The following is a 21,374-nucleotide window of genomic DNA, read 5'->3' as shown; positions in this document are numbered from 1 at the left end:
TGTTAAATTTCCTTTGAGTTTATTTTAGAGAATGTAAATTACTTATGAAGCGGTTTTTGACATCCAGTGTTTTAGCTGTATTATTTTTGCCAGCATTGCTGAGCTTATCTCATAGTAGCGCGATCGCTGAAACTGAAAGTTCAATCGACGAAGACAAACTCAATACTGTTAATGGAATGCCTTGGGCTAGTAAAGGTTTACCGTTTAGTAAGCTTGTCAATATCAAAGACACCCTTGTTAATTCAGTCCTGGGTAAAGTAGTTATAGATATCCATGGTGAAGACCCATTAAATAGTTTAATTCAAAGTCCCTTTAGTGGCCCACGCCCTGGCAGATTTATAGTTACTTCTCTGTGGGGTAGCAAAATAGAAGGGTGCTTTGTGCAGATGGTTGTACAATCGGCTCCAACAGATGGCAAAATGGAATTAGAACAACTCTCTCCTACCGCCGTAGAGTTAGGAGTTGGAGATCAGATAGTACAATTCTCTAAAAACTCAAATACTAAAACTAGAGGATTTTCAGTTAAATACACATATACCGAATACGAAAACAATAGAGAACGTGAATATTCCAATGTTTGGTATATGACAGATACCGTATTTAGCATTGATGCTAACGCCGCTAATTATTTGAGAAAAGCACCCATCAAAGAAATTCGCGCCCGACTCAGATTTGCTAATGGTGATACCAAAGTATTTCCTCTTGGTAAAGGAACTATAAAACAATGGCAAGGAGCCTACGGGTTTAATTCTTCTTGCACAGCACCTAGTAAGCTTTAGGGACTGACAAATAAATAAATATCCCATCGCTTTAAAGGCAGGGGAGCAGAGAGAAAAAGTCATTTTGATGGATGCGAGAGGTTGTTTGTCAACAGTCAAGCATTCTACATTTAAAAAAGTTGGGTAAAGTGGAAATCCTTACCCAATTTTTTTTTTCGTTCAGTTTTGTTTCTCAATTTGATAAGTTTTTAGGCATTGACGGTTAGAAATCATGGCCTAATGCTACAGATACAAATCTACAAATCCATATAAAATCTAACTTTCGCCATGTCAATAATTTACTTTTTTATTAATTTATGCGTCGTCTGTTGACCTACATTTTAGTTGTGCTATTCTCGCTGTTTGTTGTTATATTTTGGTGGCCTCTCAACGATTCCGATTGTAATTCTGAAGCATTTTTAGCATCAAAAACCAAAAAAATACAAATCCCTGCAACTAAAGTTGTCGTTCAACCGTGGCGTGGTGGACATCGAGTGTACGGAATTTTTATGGTTCCCAATGAGTACAAGCAAGCACCATTTTTTATCCTAACAGTTAAAGGTGTTGGTAATTACTGCTCCAAGTCATTTGGCTACAGTCAACAGTTAGATAACGTATTTGCTCAGCCTGGAACTCATCTAGTGAGAGACTTTGTGAGAACTCGCGTTGCGCTGAGGTTGATTATGCAAGGTTTGTACTCTCAGCTAAATGACAGGCAAAACTGGACGTTAACATATCCTCGACAAAACAATTCGTAATTTTTACGTTAACTAAACCACTTAACAGAAAGTAACTTAAGACTAACCGTTTGATAGGGGAGTACCGATAAGTTTCAATCCCTAATAGGGATTTTGGTTGATTAAAACAGTGACAGTTAAAACCCCATCAACTACCAGAAGAATTGTTTCAATCCCTAATAGGGATTTTAGTTGATTAAAACGGTATTTATAATGTTGCTAGCTTCACATTGCAGGAGTTTCAATCCCTAATAGGGATTTTAGTTGATTAAAACCCTTTGCGAGCATTGTTAGGGTCAAGCTGCAATTGTTTCAATCCCTAATAGGGATTTTAGTTGATTAAAACTTGCTTTAGTTTCGGATACGTTTGTTCTCAAAAGTTTCAATCCCTAATAGGGATTTTAGTTGATTAAAACCTGGGATAGGCACCCGGAACAGGTAAGTGCTACGGCGTTTCAATCCCTAATAGGGATTTTAGTTGATTAAAACAAAGGCGGGGCATCCCGTCCTTTCAAAAGCTAGGGAAATGTCTGTTTCAATCCCTAATAGGGATTTTAGTTGATTAAAACTTCTGTAGAACACACCTCGATTATTACTTCATTTATGTGTTTCAATCCCTAATAGGGATTTTAGTTGATTAAAACCAAACAAGGCACATTACCAGTAGCAGAAGAAGAGTGTTTCAATCCCTAATAGGGATTTTAGTTGATTAAAACGTAAGGCTTGTCTAAGATTTTTAAAACTGATTGGTTTCAATCCCTAATAGGGATTTTAGTTGATTAAAACTGAGCCACTAGCAGTTACCCCACCATTTCCACCAGGTTTCAATCCCTAATAGGGATTTTAGTTGATTAAAACATTTTAGACAGTGAAGTTGGCATAGAATTAGGCGTTTCAATCCCTAATAGGGATTTTAGTTGATTAAAACTAAATATCCTGGCTCTAGGGGGGCGGTGATTCTTGTTTCAATCCCTAATAGGGATTTTAGTTGATTAAAACCTTAGATTTAATTAACTATTTCACAAGTGCTGGGTTTCAATCCCTAATAGGGATTTTAGTTGATTAAAACCGCTGGGGTCTGTGAGGCTTGATATATTTGGTTTTCAAGGTTCAATAGTTGCAACCTATAGCTAAGATACCTTTTCAGAGGTTTGGTTGTCAAGATCGCAAGAATCATAAATAACCTCAAAAGCGATTCTGGTAAGGATTTGGGGTGGTGGTGTCAACCTCTAAACTCCTCAAAGAGGGTTCAAAGCTAGAGAGAATAGGCTTTTCAGGCACAAAATTCTATGTTGTTTGAAAAACACCTACTGGTTGATACCATTTCACGAAATACCTAATACAAATGATTTGTCTCTAATTCTTTCCCCCTGCTCCCTATTTATGTCAATCTTAAAGTGAAACAGTATGGCCTAATAGTTACTAATTCACATTAATTATTTTTACGGTCAATCCAAACGGCTTTTAAACCAGCTGCCTTAGCACCATAGTAGTCTTCTGTAATGCTGTCACCAATATGCCATGCTTCCTCTGGTAGGCATTTATGTTTTTTCAAAGCAACAGCAAAAATTTGTGGATCAGGTTTAGCTGCGCGTGCTTGAGTAGAAATGGTAATAGTTTTAAAAAATGTTCTCAGCCCCAAACCTTGCAATACTGAATAAATCCGGGAGTCAAAATTGGATAATACCCCTAGTTCAATTCCTTGCTGTTGCCAGTTAATCAAAGCTGAGGAGACATCAGGATAGACAAACCAGGGTTCGGCAGTGCCAAAGTGGATGTATAGTTCGCTAAAAAAAGCTGAAAAGTCAGAAAATTCTTTGAGAACACCTGCACTCTCGAAGGTATTGAGCGCAATGATTCGCCACCAGTCAAATTCTCGTTGAGGAATATCTTGCTTGTCTGTATCTAGAAATATTGGTGGTGGCGCTGCCTTAAAACTTTCAATGAAGGTTGTATTTAATATCTCGGCAGAAACATTAACACCAAAATCTTGGGCCATCTGGCTATAAACTTCACCGACACTGCCTTTGACACCAAAGAGTGTGCCAACAGCATCTAAAAAAATCACTTTTGGTCGTTGCATAATACCGAGTGCTGAGTGCTAAGGAACCAGCATCTTTTAACTTTGCCAGTTCTCTATGCTGGGAGTACTATACAGGTATATCCTGTTGCCTGAACTGGCGCTACTAAATAGGCTGGGCTTGTATTATTTAGCTTTCCACTTTAAAAACTAAAAAACCAATAGAACCGCCCATTATATTCATAATCATGTCATAAATCGTGTCTGAGTAGAAGGCTGCAAGTAACCACGCATTTGCAGAGTTGGAGCGCGATCGCAAAAAATATTCTAAAGCTAAATTTTTATGATGTTTTGCATATAACTTGAGATTTTCTCTAAAATCTAAGCATACGTAGGGTCATAGGGGTGGGGTAGGATATCTAAATCATGGCGATCGCAGATCAAAACTTGGAACACACAACACAATTGTCCTTGGATGCGCTGCAACCTGAAGCAGCCCTAGAATTATTCAAATCGCTGATTGGAACAGAACGAATTCAAAAGGAGAATGACCAAACCCCTCAATCTCCAGAAGGTAGTAATGACCAAATCCCTCAATCTCCAGAAGGCAGTGAGGAGTCAAGTTCCCCCCCTGTACAAACACAGGAATCAGGGGAAAGACCGCGCGGTGAAATAGTAGCGTTGCAGTTATGTGAACGGCTGGGGTATTTGCCTTTAGGACTAGAGTTAATCGGGCGATACTTAACACAAAAGCCAGACCTCTCCCTCACAGAAATGTTAGAGAGATTCGATAAGCAGCGACAAGAACAACACCCCCCAGCTGAAACAGCAGCAGTACAACAGGGGGTGTTAACAGCTTTTGAGTTAATCTGGCAAGAATTATCAGACGCAGATAAACAGTTGGGTTGTGTGTTAAGTTTATTTGCTGTTGCACCCATACCCCAGAAGTTAGTCGAACAGTGCTTATCAGGGGAAGACCCCCAGAAAATAGAGGCAGTCAAAGATGATATCCTCATAAGTCTGTGTTTGCTCCAGCGTTCAGATGCAGGATTTTACCAACAGCATCCACTATTAAGAGAATTTTTCCAACGCCAGATAGCAGAGTTAGCTCAAGCAGAAGAGCTAAAACGGACTTTTTGCAGAGTCGTAATTACAGTAGCCAAAGATATTTGTGATTCTCTAACTTTGACGCAAATTGATAGTATTGCCTCTGCGATACCTCATCTGACAGAGGCAACTAATAATTTTCTTCAGTATATTAACGATGAAGACTTGATTTTACCATTCATTGGTATTGCTAAATTTTATCAAATTCAAGGATTATCCGACCAAGCAACACTTTGGTATGAGCAATGTCCAGAAGTCATGAAAAAACGCTTGGGAGAGGAACATCCTCATGTTGCAACTAGCCTTAATCACCTGGCATTATTTTACAATTCCCAAGGAAAGTACAAAGAAGCGGAACCTTTGTATCAACAAGCATTGGCGTTAAGGCGTCGCTTGCTGGGTGAAGAACACGTTGATGTTGCAACTAGCCTTAATCACCTGGCATTATTTTACAATTCCCAAGGAAAGTACAAAGAAGCGGAACCTTTGTATCAACAAGCATTGGCGTTAAGGCGTCGCTTGCTGGGTGAAGAACATGTTGATGTTGCAACTAGCCTTAATAACTTGGCATTATTTTACAACTCCCAAGGAAAGCACAAAGAAGCGGAACCTTTATATCAACAAGCATTGGCGTTAAGGCGTCGCTTGCTGGGAGAGCAACATATTGACGTTGCAACTAGCCTCAACAACTTAGGATATCTTTACGAATTCCAAGGAAGGTACAAGGAAGCGGAACCTTTATATCAGCAAGCTTTGCAACTGAGACAACGCCTATTAGAAAACGAGCATCCTGATGTGATTACTAGTCTGAGTAACCTGGGGTATCTCTACGAGTCTCTAGAACGTTACAAAGAAGCCGAATCTTTATATCTGCAAGCTTGGGAAATTTGCGATCGCCACTTAGGAGCAGATCATCCCCAAACTATCACTTGTCGTGACAATCTGGCAATTCTTCGCGATCGTCTCTCTTGAGAGTGGGGAGTACTGACAGGGGTAGGTTTTTAATATTTGGCGTTTTGATCGACGCAGTGAGTCCAGTGAGTAAAGGAGGGTTTCCCTCCGCAGGCAACTGGCGATCTCAAGAGCGTAAAGCCTACGGCATAGCTTTGCTTAGAGCGACGTTCGCGTAGCGTCTCCGTCAGGAGAAGGAGCGTCACCCAGAGGGGGACGCGGGAACATCGATTTTGAATGATGACGACTAATCGACGGTTCGTATTTGATACTAATGTACTGATTAGTGTATTTTTGTTTAATCAAAGCAAGCCACGTCAGGCATTAGTTCAAGCTCAAGACAAGCATTACAGGTTTAGAGAATACTTGCAGGTTTAGAGAATAACTTATACCAAGCGAGGTGCGATCTTTACTGGATGTTGTACTTAATCGCAAAGCTCGTTATGCAGATAGAGATTTTTTGCTGATATAGTATTTACTCTGGATGATTACAGGAGAGCTACTAATTTACGAGGTCTTTATGCAAACTAAATATATAAAAGCTTTAAGTATCAAGCGAATATATGCTGAACGCATTATCTCTGGCGTAAAAACTATTGAATTGCGAAAACGTCCAATTGGCATGGAGTTGGGTGATCTTATTCTTTTATATGAAACTGCTCCTGATGCTGTTATTAGAGGAGGATTCATAGCAGATAGAACTATATCTTTACCTGTTCCCCAGATGTGGGAACAGTATCATTCTATGATGGCGGTAGAAAAAGAGTTTTACGATAGCTATTTTGATAAATGTGAGTTTGCATATGGTACTTTAATCTACCGCAATTTTACCTTTCCTGAGTTGCATTTGAACGAAATATATAAACTCTGTTCTGGTTTTACACCTCCACAAGCTACAATCAATTGGCGCGAGGATTGGTATATTCATACTAAATGGATTAATGTACTAGAAGATTGCAGAAATGAATTGATGCAGAAAGGACGCCTCAGTAAACAATTAAACCTATTCATCTACTAGTGGCTTTTCAAGTGTTCTAGTCGTCCTATACTAAAGTTTTTAGTAGACTAAACATAGAGTTATTTACCATTCTAATCCCCCTTCTTTTAGAATATCCTCATATTGCTGATAGCTAATACTTTGCATATGTTGAGGGACACCCTTAATACCAAATTTGTTTAATCTAGAACGAGAAATTGGATTAGTAAATGGTACCCACCAACCAAATCTTAGCGCCATTGCACACCCTATACTAGAGCCTTTTTGTTTAATATGATTCTGAATATTATGTATCTGATATACGCCAATACCTCCAAATTTTAAAAAAAGGTCTTCAGGTAAAGCAATATGGCGTTCAAGAATATAACCTATTCCACCAATTATACTTTCTGGGCTTGAGATGTAAAATAATATTGGCGCACCAACAACATCTTTGTCAGCATACCAAGGATAACAATAATAAACATTGTCTGTACGAAGAAAAAGTCTATCATAAGCATAACTATTTAATTGTGTTTGGGTGTTATTAATTTGTATCATTTTATTAGCCCATCTCGGTTGAATTGGTACAAGATAGGCTAACCGATTATTAAAAGCAAATCGAACTGGATAGAAAAGTTTTTCTAAATCAGAAATAGCAAAATTATTAATTTCTTGGTCATTATTAGTATATAAGATTAGTCTCTTGCTTGAGTTAGTCTCATGTAATTTAGCTTGGATATTTATATTTAGAGGAGGAACAAACCAATTACTATTAGCTATAATATTTTCATTATTGGGAACAGAAAAAATTGTAGAAACTAAATTGTTGATGAAAATATTTATATCTGCTTCCGTAATGCGTTGATAAAAGAAATGTTTGGCAAGAACAAGCTCCGCAGAACTCTTTCCATTTATACGCTGATATCTACGTTGAGAAATTCCTTCTATGCGAAAACCATATCGTGTAAAAAATGTTAAAAGTTCTGCATTTTCCTGTGATGTAGTTACAATAACTTTTTCAAAACGATTTTCAATCCACTCCCTTATGCAGTAAAACAATAAATGCTGACCTAACCCTGTTTTTCGGCTTTCAGGTGTTATGTAAAATAAAGAAAGTTTAGCTGTTAGTTGATCTTTTTTCTTCCAAATAGCTATTGCGCTGATAGGATTATTTTCGATTGAAGCTATGTTAATACGGGCATTTTGATCATTTAACGTTTTACTTAACCAATTATCAAAGTCTAAGTAAAAATTTTTTAGCGGCTCTAAAAGATTTTTGAGCGCGTCTTTATCGTCTGCTTGAGAAAGTCTAATAACTGGCGATGATACCTCTGTTTGAGCTAAAGGCAACAACTCATGTTGGATTCTAGCAACAGCTTCCGTAGGAGACAATGTTATGATTCCAAAACTACCCCCATGAGTTCTCACTTTTTTACGGAGTGTCTCATCACGGGTTACAAAGACATTACCACCGCATAGTTTATGTGAAGCCAGATGCAAACAATCACGATAGCCATGTTCGGCATTACCAGAACCCGGTACTGCATTTGACCAAAATTTTTGAAACAAGTTTTGAGCCAGCGAATCACGTTCAGCGCATCGTTGTGGAGAAACGCTGTGAACAGGAAGAATACCTATACGTTGTGCTATTTCTGGTCTTTGGTTGCCTGCATTCCCAATAACCTCTGCTGATAGTTGTTCTGTTACTACTAACTTCACAGCATCCATAAAGCCAAATTTCAACAGCACAACAAGTTCTTGGTCTACCGATTCATGAGTATTAAGCAAATTTAGAACACAAGATGTATCTATAGTGAATATTTCCACAAATACTCCAGAAAATACTAATTATTGATAGCTAATTTTTGTAATGTATGAAGAAATTTAGTTTAGCTTAAAATTTTAGCCGTTAGCAGCCAATAATCTGGTTTTAACCACGCTATGGGTTAGCCACTAAATTTATCTAATACCAGTACTAGTCAAGCTGATCTCACAACCCAGATTCCGTAGGTAAGCGAAGAGATTAATGGTATTTTTTATTCATGACACCATCAGTCTCATAAATTAGAGTACAAGATAGTGCAGCATAACGTCTAGGCAAGCAATTGGACAAAGCCCAGCCCCAACTGCGGCATTTATCGCAGCAAGAGTTCGCTTGTTCAGTTAAGAAAAGCTAGTAATTGGTAGTCAATAGCAGCTAGTTATTATCCCTCTGGTAAACTTAAAAACACCTCCTCAACCATATCCCTTGCTTTCTCATCTAAACGCTGCCAATCCACTTCACCGAACTCATCAATTAAACTAGTATCAATATCAACCGTCTCATCATCTGAACTGTAATTGCGAAAGCACACTTGATAACACAATTCCCACATATCGATACCTACTTGCTGCTCTTGACGTTGCAAGTGCAGATGATATCCTGGATAGGGCATTGGCAGACGAGCAAGAGTTTCTCTGATTTCATCTGCTTGTTCTGGTGTTGCAGTTTCTATTTCTTGCAATAAATTAGTGACCAATGCTTTGATTTCATTAGTGGTGCTAGGCGGCCAAATCAGTACATCTTGATAAGTTCCAATCCAAGAAGATGCATCTAGCTGCTTGCGAATATTATCGATGACGCGAATAAAAGCAGGCTGCATGAGGAGTTCAGCTTGCTGCCATGCAACTGAATTACTTAGTTTAGGTGCCATTGTTAGTCAAAAGGGATACTTTAAGAAAAATTACAAAACTGCGTTTATTAAAAAACTGCGTTTTTAGTCTAAATCTTTTCCCAAGATAGCGGATTTCGTTAAAGAAAATTTGGAGATATTTATTAAGCTAAAACACATCTAGTATTGCAAAATCACTCATGAGGGTTGTTGACATCGAAAAAGGCACGAGGACAAAAAGAAACTCATAAATTTGCTTTCTTGAAACCATTCACTCCGACTGCCTCATCGCCTTGCCGCGTCTCTCGGTCTTCTTTGGTCAACAGTCTACACGAAACTTGCAACTTTTATGTGGAACAGCTGATCTAAAACATTAGGTGGTAAAACTGGGGAGGGGATATGATAGGTAAGCTGCTAGACCATCGTTACCAAGTAATTCGAGTCCTGGCAAAAGGCGGATTTGGTCAAACTTACATAGCTGAGGATACCAGGCGACCAGGTAATCCCATTTGTGTTGTTAAGCATCTTAAACCTACTAGTTCTGATCCGAAAATTTTTGACACTGCTAAACGTCTGTTTCAGAGTGAAGCCGAAACTTTAGAACGATTGGGCTATCATGACCAAATACCCCGCTTGCTGGCTTATTTTGATGAAAATCAGGAATTTTATCTAGTCCAAGAATTCATTGCCGGACACACCTTAACTGAAGAACTAATACCTGGTAAGGGCTGGAGTGAAAGCCAAGTGATTCAGTTATTGCAGGAAGTGTTGCAGATTCTTGAATTTGTTCACAACCAAGGTGTGATTCACCGCGACATTAAACCAGACAATATCATCCGTCGTGTCTCTGATAATAAACTAGTTTTAGTAGATTTTGGGGCTGTCAAGCAATTACAAGTATCCTATGGGCAAACTTGGCGATCGCACAGCGTCTCCCCCGGAGAATCGCCCCTCACAGTCGCCGGACAACCCTCTGCTACAGTGGTGGTGGGTACTCCCGGCTATATGCCCACAGAACAAGGACAAGGCAAACCCCGCCCCAACAGTGATATCTATTCTCTTGGTATTATCGCCATTCAAGCCCTGACTGGAATTCCAGCTACAGAATTACAAGAAGACACCGAAACAGGCGAAATTCTCTGGCAGCATTCAGTAACCGTCAACTCTCGCTTAGCAACGGTGTTGAATAAGATGGTGCGTTATCACTTCAAAGACCGCTATCCAACTGCTACAGAAGCATTGCAAGCATGTCAAGAAGCTACTCATCCAGTATCTGTATTTTCCACATCCCCAAAATCTGCTAACAACAGCAATTATCAACCAAAAAAACCATCTCAAGTATCTCAACACCAAACGATCGCAGTTTCTCCACCAAATCGTACTCCTATTAAACCTGTTCGTAAAGACTCTAACAAACCCGACCCCTGGCCGTTATTAATTGGCGTTTTATTGGCTGGCGGTGCTGCGGCTTTGGTGACAAACATTTATCCCAATGTGAAAAATTTTGCTACTAACTTTACAGGTCAGGATACCACCACCAAAGGCTGTTGGACTGCGATCGCAGCTAATTCTAATATCCGTTCGGAACCAAGTTCGATCAATTCTAATAATGTTTTGCAAACAGTAACCCAAGAAACTAAGTTTGAGGTTACAGGCAAGCAAACCAAACGCGGTTGGGTAGAAGTTAAACTCAAATCTGGGCGGTTAGCTTGGGCACACCCAGATGTCATAGCCAATAAGGAATGGGTTTCTTGTCTGCGGGCCAAAGGTATTGCCATCAAGACAGTAGATGATAATAGCTTAATTGCTACTCGACCCACTCCAAAACCAAAATCTCCCAGTATCACCAGCCCTAACCCCGAAGCATCAGAGCCATCAAAACCCGATGAGCGTAGCACCGATATTATAGAACAAGCAAGACGTAAGTATGAATCTGGAGATTTGCAGGGTGCGATCGCGCTGCTGAAATCCATTCGTGCAAATGCTTCGTTGGGTATCAAACAAACAGCGCAATTGATAGCCCAATGGCAAGCAGATTGGACTAAGGCAGATGCCCTATTTAATGACATCAATCAAGCTTTAAGTAATGGTCAATGGGATAAAGTCTTAGATTATCAGAAGCATCCAGAAAAATTACCTAACATTCAATATTGGCGAGATAAAATACAACCTCTATTTAAACAAGCTGCTGAAAATATTAAAAAACAGGCACTGCCTCAAGTAGATAACCGAAAAAATCTAAATAATAGACAAGAGGAACTTCTCAATACTAATAAACCTTTCATCACAGAGCAGTAAGTGGGTATAAATATAGTAAGCTTGAGATACAGTAGTTCTTAATTATATTAAGTACACCCTAGCCTCTAATCTCAACTAAATGTACCTCACTATAATGAGATGCGTTATATGTGGCAAACGACTACATACTTGCTGTTAGCTTCAAAAGCCAGAATAGGGAATTAAAACTTTTTGAAAAGTCTTTACATATTCCCACAAAAAAAATATATATTTTGATGCAATGATGTGATACTGGTATCGGAGTTTTGAAAAAAGTCACGTATATTTACTGGAAAGGTATTGATTTATTAGTTAAATATATGTATTGTTATAGTTAGATTCTATAAACAGCCCTCATATATAGATGCAAATGCAATAATTTGCATCTGGACTAAGTGCAGCAAGGAAAATTCAACAAAAAGTTAGGATCTCGCCACTGTACTTAACTTAAGTTAAAAAGCGTTTTAAATTTAGCGGTTCAAAGTTTATTTTTTTTTGCGCGACAGGTATTACATGGATGTCTGTTTGATAATTTGAGCAGGCGGTAAAGCATTTAATTTTTAATTAATTTAACGCACTTCTATTGATGAATAGATGTGTGGCTCTTTGTAGAATTTTGACTTTTGATTAGGGCAATTTTAATAAATTATTTTTGGGTCTTCTACGTAGGAACAAACGCTCCGTTATCAACCCAATACCCTCTAAATTATTCAACATCATTCAACAAAAATTAGTTAGTACGACGAACTTGTACTAATACTTAATTGCAATGAAAGATGTCATAAATCTGCACAGCCAGCTACATCTTTAAAACAAATCGTGAAACCTAAATCACCGATCAATAAACCAATAGCTAGTCTTTCTCTAGACTTGGATAATCTCTGGTCTTATCTCAAAGATTATGGTGATCCAAGTTGGCAAGTCTTACCTTCTTATCTAGATATCGTGGTACCTCGTTTTTTAAATATCCTCCAACAGCTAGATTTAACCATCACAGTGTTTGTTGTAGGACAGGATGCAGCAGTTAAAAAGAACCAACCAGTGTTACAGTCTATCGCTGCTGAAGGTCACGAAATTGGCAATCACTCTTTTAACCACGATCTTTGGCTACGTCTATATTCAGACGAAGAAGTTGAGCAAGAACTAGCACTAGCCCAAAAGTATATCCAGCAAGCCACTGGTCAACGTCCTATTGGCTTCCGTGCGCCTGGATATAGCCTCTCTCCCACAGTCTTACGAGTCTTAGCACGACATAGGTATCAATACAATGCTTCGACTTTTCCCACATTCTTGGGGCCGATAGCACGAGCTTACTTTATGATGACCTGCAAGCTAAGCAAAGAAGAACGCACCAAACGCAAAGCTTTATTTGGCAGCTTTAAAGACGGTTTGCAAAGCCTCAAACCCTACCAATGGTGCATAGGTGCATATAAGTTAATTGAGATTCCCGTCACCACTATGCCGATTTTCAAGGTGCCAATTCACTTCAGCTACTTAATGTATCTGAGTAGATTTTCTCCGGCTTTGGCGTTGCTTTACTTCCGGATTGCCCTTTGGCTGTGTAAACTTACTGGCACTCAGCCTTCTTTACTACTACATCCGACAGATTTTTTAACTCAAGAGGATGTACCAGAACTATCATTTTTTCCCGGTATGAACATCCCCACCTACAAGAAGTTAGCGGTATTGCGTAATGGGCTGAAACTTTTAAAGAGTCAGTTCACTATTTTGACTGTCGGACAACATGCCCAGTTCCTGACGAGGCAATCGATATTAATACCTAACAAAGAGCCAGAACTTACACGGTAAAGCATTCAACAGTTATTGAGGTCTAAATAATCTTCACTCAAATAGGTTACTTCTAAGCTGATGCGCTTTCAAGTTGCATATTTCAAACCGCTATAAACATGCGGGGACGCAAATATGTAATTTTAATGACGATTAGCTTAGAAATGAGGTTCAGCAGGATTCTGTCACTGCTCACTGTTTTTTGATTCAAATTATCAAGTAGAGGAACTTATGAGTCTTTTTATTCTCTTACCGGCGTACAACGAACAACAGTCAATTTCTCCCTTGTTCAGAAGGTTTCAGACATTGCAGAGTCTCTGCGACATAGATATCAAATTGATTCTTGTCGATGATGGTAGTACTGATACAACTGCTCAAACCTCGTTAGATGAATCGCACTCGCTAGGTATATCACTCAGATTAGTACAACATTCCCAAAATGCTGGCTTGGGTCAAGCAATCAAAACGGGTTTGACAACCTTTTTGGAGGTTTCTCAAGAAGGCGATTTTGTAGCCACTATGGACTGTGACAATACTCAACCACCAGAACTACTCATCAAGATGTATAACCTCATCGTGGCTGGTAGTTGTGATATTGCGATCGCATCCAGATATAAGAAAGGTTCTAGAGTTATTGGCTTATCAACATTTAGAATGTTGATGAGTTATGGAGTGAGTTGGCTATTTAGAATTATGGCTCCTATATCCGGTGTTAAAGATTATACTTGTGGATATAGAATCTATAATCGCTCTTTGCTGGTTAATCTCTTTGAGTATTATCGTGATAATTTATTCACAGAAAAAGGCTTTGCTTGCATGATAGATTTACTCTTGAAAACAAAACTCTTCAACCCTCAAGTTACTGAAGTTCCCATGGTTTTGAGATACGATCAAAAGCCGACTGCTAGTAAAATGAAAGTACTTAAAACTATTGTCCAAACGCTAAAAATATTGTCAAAAAATATTTGGTTTTCCCAAACAAGCAATAATTCATTTAAAGTATACAAAAATCACCAACCACTAAAAATTCCAGTCGAAGCGGCAGCTCGTCATTAACAACAATCGGCCTGGCTCCCCAAGACGGCAGTGGCTACCCTTAAAAAGGGAGACTTTGATTCCGGTTCCCCTCTTTTTAAGCTACGGTGTACACACAAGTCGGAAAAACACTATCTATAAAAGATTTGAGCTTGGTAGTTTGGTAGGGTGCGTTATAGACGGTAGTCCTAACGCACCGTCAAAGATTTACAGTGCGTTACGCTGGCCCGATAACACACCCGACAACACCACTAGAACAGTTCAAATCTATGCTGGCCATACTTGTGTGTACACGTTAGCCTTTTTAAGGGGGGAAAAGTGCCTAAAGTCACAGCAAAACACTTTTCAAACAACCTCTTAGTTCCCCCTTATAACCAGTCCTTTTATTGATGATTCAATGTGAATATACCAAGACAAATTAACAATAAAGCAAAAATTTGTTTAACTCCAAAAGGTTCTTGCCAAAGTAAGTGAGCTAAGAAGGATACAGCAACATAGCTAATTGCAACACTGGGATAAGCTACAGAAATTGGTATCTTTTTAAGAGCGTATATGTAAAATAAAGCAGCAACAAAATAGGACGATAATCCTACCAAAACATAGGGTTGTAAAAATAAATTTATTTTGTTACCAGAACTTGAAACAGCACCAGCTTTGAGACTAATCTGTCCGCCAATACCGATAATAATTGAAGTTACTAAAGCTAGATAATAATTCACCCTATTATTCCTCAATTCAACTGACAATTGATAAATTTTATATTGCTTGAAATAATTTTCTTATAAAACGGGAAAACTATGGTTATCCCTTTAGAGGGAGTTGTCATGTAAGTACTGTATAGAAAAATGCTTAAAAAACCTCTGCTTAATTTTTTGATTCTACCTATTTCTGTCTCCTGGCTATGTGTGGGAACACTTTTTGATTCTAAAGCTAATGCTTTACCAGGGCAAAGTACAGAGGAAGTCAGTGCTTGGATTAAGGCACATCCAACACTTCGTCCCAGAAGTGGAGAGCAATTGTTAGTCCAAAAAAGTGATACAGCAGCTCAAAGATTTACTTTTTTAGCGTCGGTTCTACCTCCTGGTAAAGTAGCATTTGCCAAAGACCGTAGTATCATCCGTAGTGAGCGCTTTAGTATGTATGATGCCATTAATGGCATGACTTTTCAGCGCCTCCAAGAATCTTTGCGGGTAATTTATGGTTTTGATATCTATCAAGATTATGAGCGCGCTCAAGTAATTTACCAGTATCCTAACCAAAGTGCAATTAACTCGGCGCGTCATGCTAAGACCCCCATTAAAGAGGCTTTGCAGGGAGAATTACGAGTAGGCGATCGCTACGCCTACTGGGTAGAAATTGCCCAACCCAAAGTAGGTAAAGCTTTCACTGGTCAGATGACTATTTTACTCAAAACCGACTTAGATAAGTTGCAAGCTGAATTGCGAACTCGTTAGACTTCTTGCAAAAATACTTGAACCGTCAGAGACTCAAGTCTCTGCCTAATAGCAAAAGTCCGTTGAAACGGACTAAAAATACTGTTATTAGTCGGTTTCAACCGACTTGAGTATCAGCCAGAAAATTTATTTTCTGGCGAGTATCCGACTTTTGCAAGAGGTCTGTTGAAGAAGGGAACGCTTAACGCTTAACAGGGGATTAAATATTTTTCCTTCAACCGCCAAAATTTTACTTGTTTTTCTCAGTCCCTAGTCCCCAGTGCCCAGTCCTTTTCAACTTAATCCCATGGAAGTGAGAGTTTGCCACTGTCCAGAAAAGATACTTTCAGCTGCTAGGGAAATTCGGAGTAAATCTTCCTTTAGTAGGGGTGGCCAATCAATTCCGGCTTTGCGACCTGCGGAAAAAAATTGTTGTGCTTTAACGCTTAATTGATACAAGGCTAAAACCAGTTCTCTATCTAGACTAGAGGCATCTTTGAGAGCTTCAAATACCACTTTCAACGCCAACAAAATCGAAGTTATCTGACCCGGTACTGGCGATTTCCCCTGCTTTAAACGCGTTAAGAGGGCATCTGGGCTTTCTTCAGTTGCGATCGTCTGGTCTATGAGGAATTTGCGAGCTGTTTCGTAATTCATGTATCCAGAGTAGCGCAGATTCGGGTCTTGAGGGGAGTGATGATTGCTGGGTAACTGCCGTATCTGACATTTAAACGATGAGCGATCGCTTTTACTTGGGCTATGGTTCTACCTCTTTTTATTTGGCGTAAACCTTTGTTATTATGATGTCGGCGTAGTTTCATAAGTCATTTTTTATTGTTTTTTCAATCCCTAATAGGGATTTAGGTTAATTAAAACGTCTTAGCCTTGAAGATACATCCGTGCCTAGCCTATTTCAATCCCTAATAGGGATTTAGGTTAATTAAAACATTAATGTAATCCTTCTTGATAATCCTGTGGATTATCAGTTTCAATCCCTAATAGGGATTTAGGTTAATTAAAACTAGCGATTTGCTAACCGTATCTGTTGATTGGAATGCCGATGTTTCAATCCCTAATAGGGATTTAGGTTAATTAAAACCGTTTTTCCAATCAAGCCAGCACAACCAGCACGTTTCAATCCCTAATAGGGATTTAGGTTAATTAAAACCTGTAAATCTGAGTTTTCCGTGTTCAAAGACGGGGTGTTTCAATCCCTAATAGGGATTTAGGTTAATTAAAACTCCATAGCAACGTCATACGCTACACCAATACAACAAGTTTCAATCCCTAATAGGGATTTAGGTTAATTAAAACAAGTCACAAGTTTATTTCATCAATTTAGGTGGTGGTTTCAATCCCTAATAGGGATTTAGGTTAATTAAAACAGGAGTGTAAAAAATCTTTTCGGAGCCATAAACAGGTTTCAATCCCTAATAGGGATTTAGGTTAATTAAAACCGCGTGCTGATCTACCAGGGGGATGAATCCAAGCATGTTTCAATCCCTAATAGGGATTTAGGTTAATTAAAACATTCGTGCGATCGCCCTTTCAAAAACCTCTGTATACGTTTCAATCCCTAATAGGGATTTAGGTTAATTAAAACTTAATCAATCACAGTACTAGTAAGCCTAGTTCTTCTGTTTCAATCCCTAATAGGGATTTAGGTTAATTAAAACGAGTTGCATCCAAATTTAATCGCGGGGAGAAAGCTGGTTTCAATCCCTAATAGGGATTTAGGTTAATTAAAACAGTAGACGGAAAATATATGTTATTAACAGACGTATTGTTTCAATCCCTAATAGGGATTTAGGTTAATTAAAACGGCCGGGGTCTGCAAGCCTTGATATATTTGGTTTTCAAGGTTCAATAGTGGCAACCTATAGCTAAGATACCTTTTCAGAGGTTTGGTTGTCAAGATCGCAAGAATGATAAATAACCTCAAAAGCAATTCTGGTAAGCATTTGGGGTGGTGGTGTCAACCTCCGAACTCCTCAAAGAGGATTCAAAGCTAGAGAGGATAGGCTTTTCAAGCACAAAATCTTGTCTTGTCTGAAAAACACCTACTGGTTGACACCAACCTCAAGCGAAAAACACTGTGGTGTCGATAGGCATTTCACCACCGATGCGCTCAATCTTGCCTTGACAACAAGCGCAAAGGAAGTAAAAGCGAATGCTGTCTTGGTCTGGCTTGATGACTTTTGCAAGACGCGATCGCAGTTTAGCATACTGAGTTGGTGTCAGATCGCACTCAAAGACAGAGTACTGCATCCACTGTCCATAAGATTTGAGGATCTTGTGAATTTTGGTACGCCTCTTGTCTTCTGGTATGTCGTAAGAAATCACTACATACATAGAAAGTAGGGAGTGGGGAGTGGGGAGTAGGGAATGGGGAATGAGAGTTATGTTATTTCATGATTAGAGGTGGATATTTATCAATTTCTTTGAGCAAATATTTAGCTAATAAACGCGCTTGAATTTCTAAAGATTCTTGATAGTTTTTTTGTTGCTGCATTACAGGATGTTTAAATTTATCTTGCTTCTTTTCTTGGTATAGTCGCAGGAAAATATGTAAACCTTCTTTAGTAAGTGAAACTGCACCACTAACGGGTTCGATAATAAAGTCTTTTGGTGCTAACATGCGGCGATTAATAGCTGTGAGAACAACAGCATCTACTATCAAAGGTCGAAATTCCTCCATCAAATCTAATGCTAAGGAGGGTCTTCCATAGCGTTCTGTGTGCAAGTATCCTAAATAAGGGTCGAAGCCAACAATATTTAAAGCACCTTGAACATCGTGACGTAATAAGGAATAGCCTAAGCTTAAAAGAGAATTGACTGGATCTACAGGAGGACGACGGTTACGGGTAGTAAAGTTGAAATTATCAACGCGAATTAGTTGATTAAAACAGCCAAAATATGCAGCACTACCAGCACCTTCTAAACCTCTGATAGAATCGATTGATGTGGCTTGATCGATGGATGCGATCGCCCTCGATATTTGAGTAATACCAGCATTTAAATTTAGTTCTGGATAACGACGCTGTGCTTGTGATAAAGCATAACGATAATTTTTGAGTTTACCTCTGACAAAACCTTGGGTAACGTGAATAGCTTGTGCTGATTCTCCAGCCGCTTTCCATTGTGCTGAACGTAAAAAAATGTTTTTACTCATCTCTGGTTCTAAACGAGCAATATATTTACCTGTAGTAGTGAGAAAAGTTAAAGGAATTTTTTGATTGATTAGTTCTGCGATCGCGGCAGGAGAAATACTTGCTCGTCCCATAACTACTAAACCATCAATTTTAATCAAAGGTACATCTAAAATTGTCTTTTTATCAAATTTAACATTCAGACGCTCATCAGTTTTACCAATAAAAGAATCATCTTGTGTAATGTAAACTGTTCCCATAATTTCATCCTATTAAAAGTCTGTAACTAAGCAAACAACATCAGCCTGCACGGGTTTTATTACCAGAGCAAGATAATTTTTTTAGTACAATTGCAAAGCTGAAAAATTAGTTAGCTTCTTGATAATTTCTGACTTTATCTACAGCTTGGGGTAGACATTGCAAATACAAACTGCATCCCTTGCAGCGTTTGCTGTAAACTGCTTTTGGCATGATTCCAGTTTCTAAAAGATTTGTGACAGCTTGAATAGTCGCGATCGCACTTTGCCGTAACTCTTGGTTAATCTCTACTAATTGGCGTTGATGAGAGTGAGCATAGTAAATATATCCAGTTGTAATATTTTGTCCTGTCATCTCTTCCAAACATAATGCTTGGGCACAAACTTGTAATTCATCATTATCCCATTCACCTTTGCGCCCCCGCTTGTATTCTACAGGATAAAATTGACCGTTTTCGGCTTCAATTAAATCAGATTTACCGATAAGTTTGTATTTTTCTGACTTCAGCCAAATTGCCCTAATTTGCCAAGTTTCTTCTCGCTGCACATCGCCTGGAGTATGAACGCGATCGTGTAAAGTAGTGCCTTCAATTGTGTATTGATTATCTGTAAACTCACCTACACAAAACATCCGCCAGCAACGATGCGAACAATAGGCATATTGATTCAATGCCGCAATCGGAATATATTCAGTGTCCATAGTCAGTTGTCAGTTATTAAAATGCAGAACGTAGAAGTATGGATTATTCATTTTTAATTTTTAATTGATTTACGTACCATTCCCATACCCATTGTTGTTTTTCGTCCGATTCCTGCATACAAACTAAAGTCAGCTAAGGCGTTAAGTTGTTTAATTTGTATTGGTTCAATTTCTCCTAATAATCGATAACTAACTTCGCCGACAATGCCAATAAATTTGCTGCGGGAATCAGCTATAATTTCTGTGCGAATATTGATAAAAGAGGGAAAAATTGACTCGACAGCAATGTGAGAAAATTCTATACCACTGTATTTGTTCCACCGTGAAAGCAGAGAGTTGAAGACACATTCTCTAGTAGGGAGAGTATTATCATACTGTCCTTGGCGAAAGGCTGTGGGTGTAGCGAAGGTCAAATTAATAGAGTAATTGCGATCGCTTGCTTGCTCGTACAATTGAGCATAGGTGCAAGCATTCGCCCAAGGTTGGGTAGATTGGGGTGTACCTTGAATGCTGGTAATGTACAAGTCGGCTGGGCCAAGATGCCAAGGGTGATTGGGATTAAGATTAAGCCATAGTTGCGTTAGTTGGCTAAAGAGAGTGTCATCTAATAAAGAGATGCGCCACCAACAAGGTGTACCAGTAGGGATAGGTTGTTGATGCGAGAATTGCAGTGGCATACCAGATTTTGATTTATACTGACTGCGTTCCTGTCCTCTCATTACTTGTAGAGGAGAGAGAGTGAAAGCTTTGTCGGCGGTGGAGTCGTGCAAGCGATCGCCCAATTCTCTATCTACAGAACTAACCAGGGTTAAAAATAGGGCGTGCAGATGTCTACCAGTGAGATATTGTGGTGGAATGGGTGACTGTGGTAATAAGTTTAATATTAAGCTATGAGGCATACTTTCGTTTTTTACTTGTATACTGAGTGCTTCTTGACTCTACAGTAAAGTGCGGTATTTCCTGAAGTTCAGCTTCATCCAAACTATACTGTTCACAAACCAAGCTTAAACGATTTCCCTGTGTTTTGACGGCATTGACAGAATGGGTTAAATCACCTTGAAAGTAGACTAGGGTGTTAATTTGCGGCTTAATTTGCCCAAGTTGACGTTTATGCGATCGCAATACCAATTCTCCTCCGTCCATGTCATCAGGTACACGCACATAAAGAACACTGACAAGTGCAGGCGGATCAATAGTTTTACAATAGGAACGCAGAGAACGATCAATGTGCGGATCGACGCGGGAGCCTTCCTTTAGTTGTAAAGGATTGAGGTAAAATGCATTACAACTTGGTTGGAGAGCTAAATCGAGGTATGGCTTGAAATAGGGGAACTGTTGTTCTACTGTGGGGAGGTGCGATCGCCTGAACACCACAGAAAATCCCTTAGTACCAACAAAATCGCGGTTGAGGTTGTTGACAGCAAAGTAAGGACAAGCTTGGATTTCTCCCCATAAGTCGTTGAGGTAATTGTTGGGGAAGGCGTTGGGTTGTTGTTGATAGTGTTTCACTGTGGATGTGAGAGAATGGGGGG

The 21,374-nt window shown here is 39.0% G+C and carries 19 protein-coding genes and 2 CRISPR repeat arrays; of the genes, 8 read left to right on the top strand and 11 right to left on the bottom strand.

Annotated elements, in window-relative coordinates; all coding sequences use genetic code 11:
* The first annotated feature begins 44 nt into the window (after positions 1 to 44).
* Positions 45 to 779, top strand: a complete 735-nt coding sequence (locus tag AC5JMF_RS09635) for a hypothetical protein (protein WP_495795488.1) — start codon at positions 45 to 47, stop codon at positions 777 to 779.
* Positions 780 to 1,075: 296 nt separating this feature from the next.
* Positions 1,076 to 1,516, top strand: a complete 441-nt coding sequence (locus tag AC5JMF_RS09630; RefSeq protein ID WP_495795487.1) for a hypothetical protein — start codon at positions 1,076 to 1,078, stop codon at positions 1,514 to 1,516.
* 71 nt (positions 1,517 to 1,587) lie between these two features.
* A CRISPR array of direct repeats spans positions 1,588 to 2,564; the repeat unit is 37 nt; unit sequence GTTTCAATCCCTAATAGGGATTTTAGTTGATTAAAAC.
* Between the two features lie 363 nt (positions 2,565 to 2,927).
* Here AC5JMF_RS09630 and AC5JMF_RS09625 read toward each other — a convergent pair.
* A complete protein-coding gene (locus AC5JMF_RS09625) occupies positions 2,928 to 3,578 on the bottom strand; it encodes an HAD-IA family hydrolase (RefSeq protein WP_495795486.1) in 651 nt (216 codons plus the stop codon).
* 363 nt (positions 3,579 to 3,941) lie between these two features.
* On the opposite strand from AC5JMF_RS09625, the gene AC5JMF_RS09620 reads away from it, so the two are divergent.
* Both AC5JMF_RS09620 and AC5JMF_RS09615 read left to right on the top strand, forming a co-directional pair.
* Entirely contained in the window at positions 3,942 to 5,594 is a 1,653-nt protein-coding gene (locus AC5JMF_RS09620) for a tetratricopeptide repeat protein (protein ID WP_495795485.1), read from the top strand.
* Positions 5,595 to 6,057: 463 nt separating this feature from the next.
* Positions 6,058 to 6,591 (top strand): ASCH domain-containing protein, encoded by a 534-nt coding sequence (locus AC5JMF_RS09615; RefSeq protein WP_495795484.1) that lies wholly within the window; start codon positions 6,058 to 6,060, stop codon positions 6,589 to 6,591.
* A gap of 63 nt (positions 6,592 to 6,654) precedes the next feature.
* Here AC5JMF_RS09615 and AC5JMF_RS09610 read toward each other — a convergent pair whose 3' ends face one another.
* Complete coding sequence (locus AC5JMF_RS09610) at positions 6,655 to 8,379, bottom strand: GNAT family N-acetyltransferase (RefSeq protein WP_495795483.1); 1,725 nt, start codon at positions 8,377 to 8,379, stop codon at positions 6,655 to 6,657.
* A 377-nt stretch (positions 8,380 to 8,756) separates the two neighbouring features.
* Entirely contained in the window at positions 8,757 to 9,245 is a 489-nt protein-coding gene (locus AC5JMF_RS09605) for a hypothetical protein (RefSeq protein ID WP_495795482.1), read from the bottom strand.
* Positions 9,246 to 9,602: 357 nt separating this feature from the next.
* Between AC5JMF_RS09605 and AC5JMF_RS09600 the strand changes: the two genes are divergently transcribed.
* The 3 genes from AC5JMF_RS09600 (at position 9,603) to AC5JMF_RS09590 (ending at position 14,324) form a co-directional block, all read left to right on the top strand.
* Positions 9,603 to 11,501 carry a protein kinase domain-containing protein gene (locus AC5JMF_RS09600; RefSeq protein WP_495795481.1) on the top strand — a complete coding sequence of 633 codons (1,899 nt, stop codon included), beginning with the start codon at positions 9,603 to 9,605 and terminating at the stop codon, positions 11,499 to 11,501.
* Positions 11,502 to 12,299: 798 nt separating this feature from the next.
* The gene (locus tag AC5JMF_RS09595; RefSeq protein WP_495795480.1) at positions 12,300 to 13,289 is read left to right on the top strand and encodes a polysaccharide deacetylase family protein; all 990 of its coding nucleotides are present in this window, start codon (positions 12,300 to 12,302) and stop codon (positions 13,287 to 13,289) included.
* Between the two features lie 210 nt (positions 13,290 to 13,499).
* Positions 13,500 to 14,324: a glycosyltransferase family 2 protein gene (locus AC5JMF_RS09590; RefSeq protein ID WP_495795479.1), complete on the top strand. Its 825-nt coding sequence runs from the start codon at positions 13,500 to 13,502 to the stop codon at positions 14,322 to 14,324.
* A gap of 362 nt (positions 14,325 to 14,686) precedes the next feature.
* Here the strand turns inward: AC5JMF_RS09590 and AC5JMF_RS09585 are convergent, their stop codons facing one another.
* Positions 14,687 to 15,022 carry an EamA family transporter gene (locus tag AC5JMF_RS09585; protein WP_495795478.1) on the bottom strand — a complete coding sequence of 112 codons (336 nt, stop codon included), beginning with the start codon at positions 15,020 to 15,022 and terminating at the stop codon, positions 14,687 to 14,689.
* A 126-nt stretch (positions 15,023 to 15,148) separates the two neighbouring features.
* Here AC5JMF_RS09585 and AC5JMF_RS09580 point away from each other — a divergent pair, with 126 nt between their 5' ends.
* Positions 15,149 to 15,757, top strand: coding sequence for a hypothetical protein (locus AC5JMF_RS09580; protein WP_495795477.1), 609 nt, complete (start codon positions 15,149 to 15,151; stop codon positions 15,755 to 15,757).
* A gap of 273 nt (positions 15,758 to 16,030) precedes the next feature.
* Here the strand turns inward: AC5JMF_RS09580 and AC5JMF_RS09575 are convergent, their stop codons facing one another.
* From AC5JMF_RS09575 to AC5JMF_RS09545, 7 genes are all read right to left on the bottom strand, one after another.
* The gene (locus AC5JMF_RS09575; RefSeq protein ID WP_495795476.1) at positions 16,031 to 16,393 is read right to left on the bottom strand and encodes a Dethiobiotin synthetase; all 363 of its coding nucleotides are present in this window, start codon (positions 16,391 to 16,393) and stop codon (positions 16,031 to 16,033) included.
* A complete protein-coding gene (locus AC5JMF_RS09570; RefSeq protein WP_495795475.1) occupies positions 16,390 to 16,557 on the bottom strand; it encodes a hypothetical protein in 168 nt (55 codons plus the stop codon). Before AC5JMF_RS09570 ends, AC5JMF_RS09575 begins: the two co-directional genes overlap by 4 nt.
* Before the next feature lie 18 nt (positions 16,558 to 16,575).
* Positions 16,576 to 17,558: a CRISPR direct-repeat array (repeat unit 37 nt; unit sequence GTTTCAATCCCTAATAGGGATTTAGGTTAATTAAAAC).
* A 257-nt stretch (positions 17,559 to 17,815) separates the two neighbouring features.
* Positions 17,816 to 18,088, bottom strand: coding sequence for a CRISPR-associated endonuclease Cas2 (cas2, locus tag AC5JMF_RS09565; RefSeq protein WP_495795474.1), 273 nt, complete (start codon positions 18,086 to 18,088; stop codon positions 17,816 to 17,818).
* Between the two features lie 52 nt (positions 18,089 to 18,140).
* Positions 18,141 to 19,145 carry a type I-D CRISPR-associated endonuclease Cas1d gene (cas1d, locus tag AC5JMF_RS09560; protein ID WP_495795473.1) on the bottom strand — a complete coding sequence of 335 codons (1,005 nt, stop codon included), beginning with the start codon at positions 19,143 to 19,145 and terminating at the stop codon, positions 18,141 to 18,143.
* Between the two features lie 106 nt (positions 19,146 to 19,251).
* Positions 19,252 to 19,842, bottom strand: coding sequence for a CRISPR-associated protein Cas4 (cas4, locus tag AC5JMF_RS09555; protein WP_495795472.1), 591 nt, complete (start codon positions 19,840 to 19,842; stop codon positions 19,252 to 19,254).
* 53 nt (positions 19,843 to 19,895) lie between these two features.
* A complete protein-coding gene (gene cas6, locus AC5JMF_RS09550) occupies positions 19,896 to 20,741 on the bottom strand; it encodes a CRISPR-associated endoribonuclease Cas6 (RefSeq protein ID WP_495795471.1) in 846 nt (281 codons plus the stop codon).
* Positions 20,731 to 21,351 (bottom strand): 2OG-Fe(II) oxygenase, encoded by a 621-nt coding sequence (locus tag AC5JMF_RS09545; RefSeq protein ID WP_495795470.1) that lies wholly within the window; start codon positions 21,349 to 21,351, stop codon positions 20,731 to 20,733. The genes cas6 and AC5JMF_RS09545 overlap by 11 nt, the downstream gene beginning before the upstream one ends.
* Between the last annotated feature and the right edge of the window lie 23 nt (positions 21,352 to 21,374).

This window comes from Desmonostoc vinosum, assembly GCF_059505385.1.
This window is presented reverse-complemented; position numbering and strand designations above follow the sequence as displayed.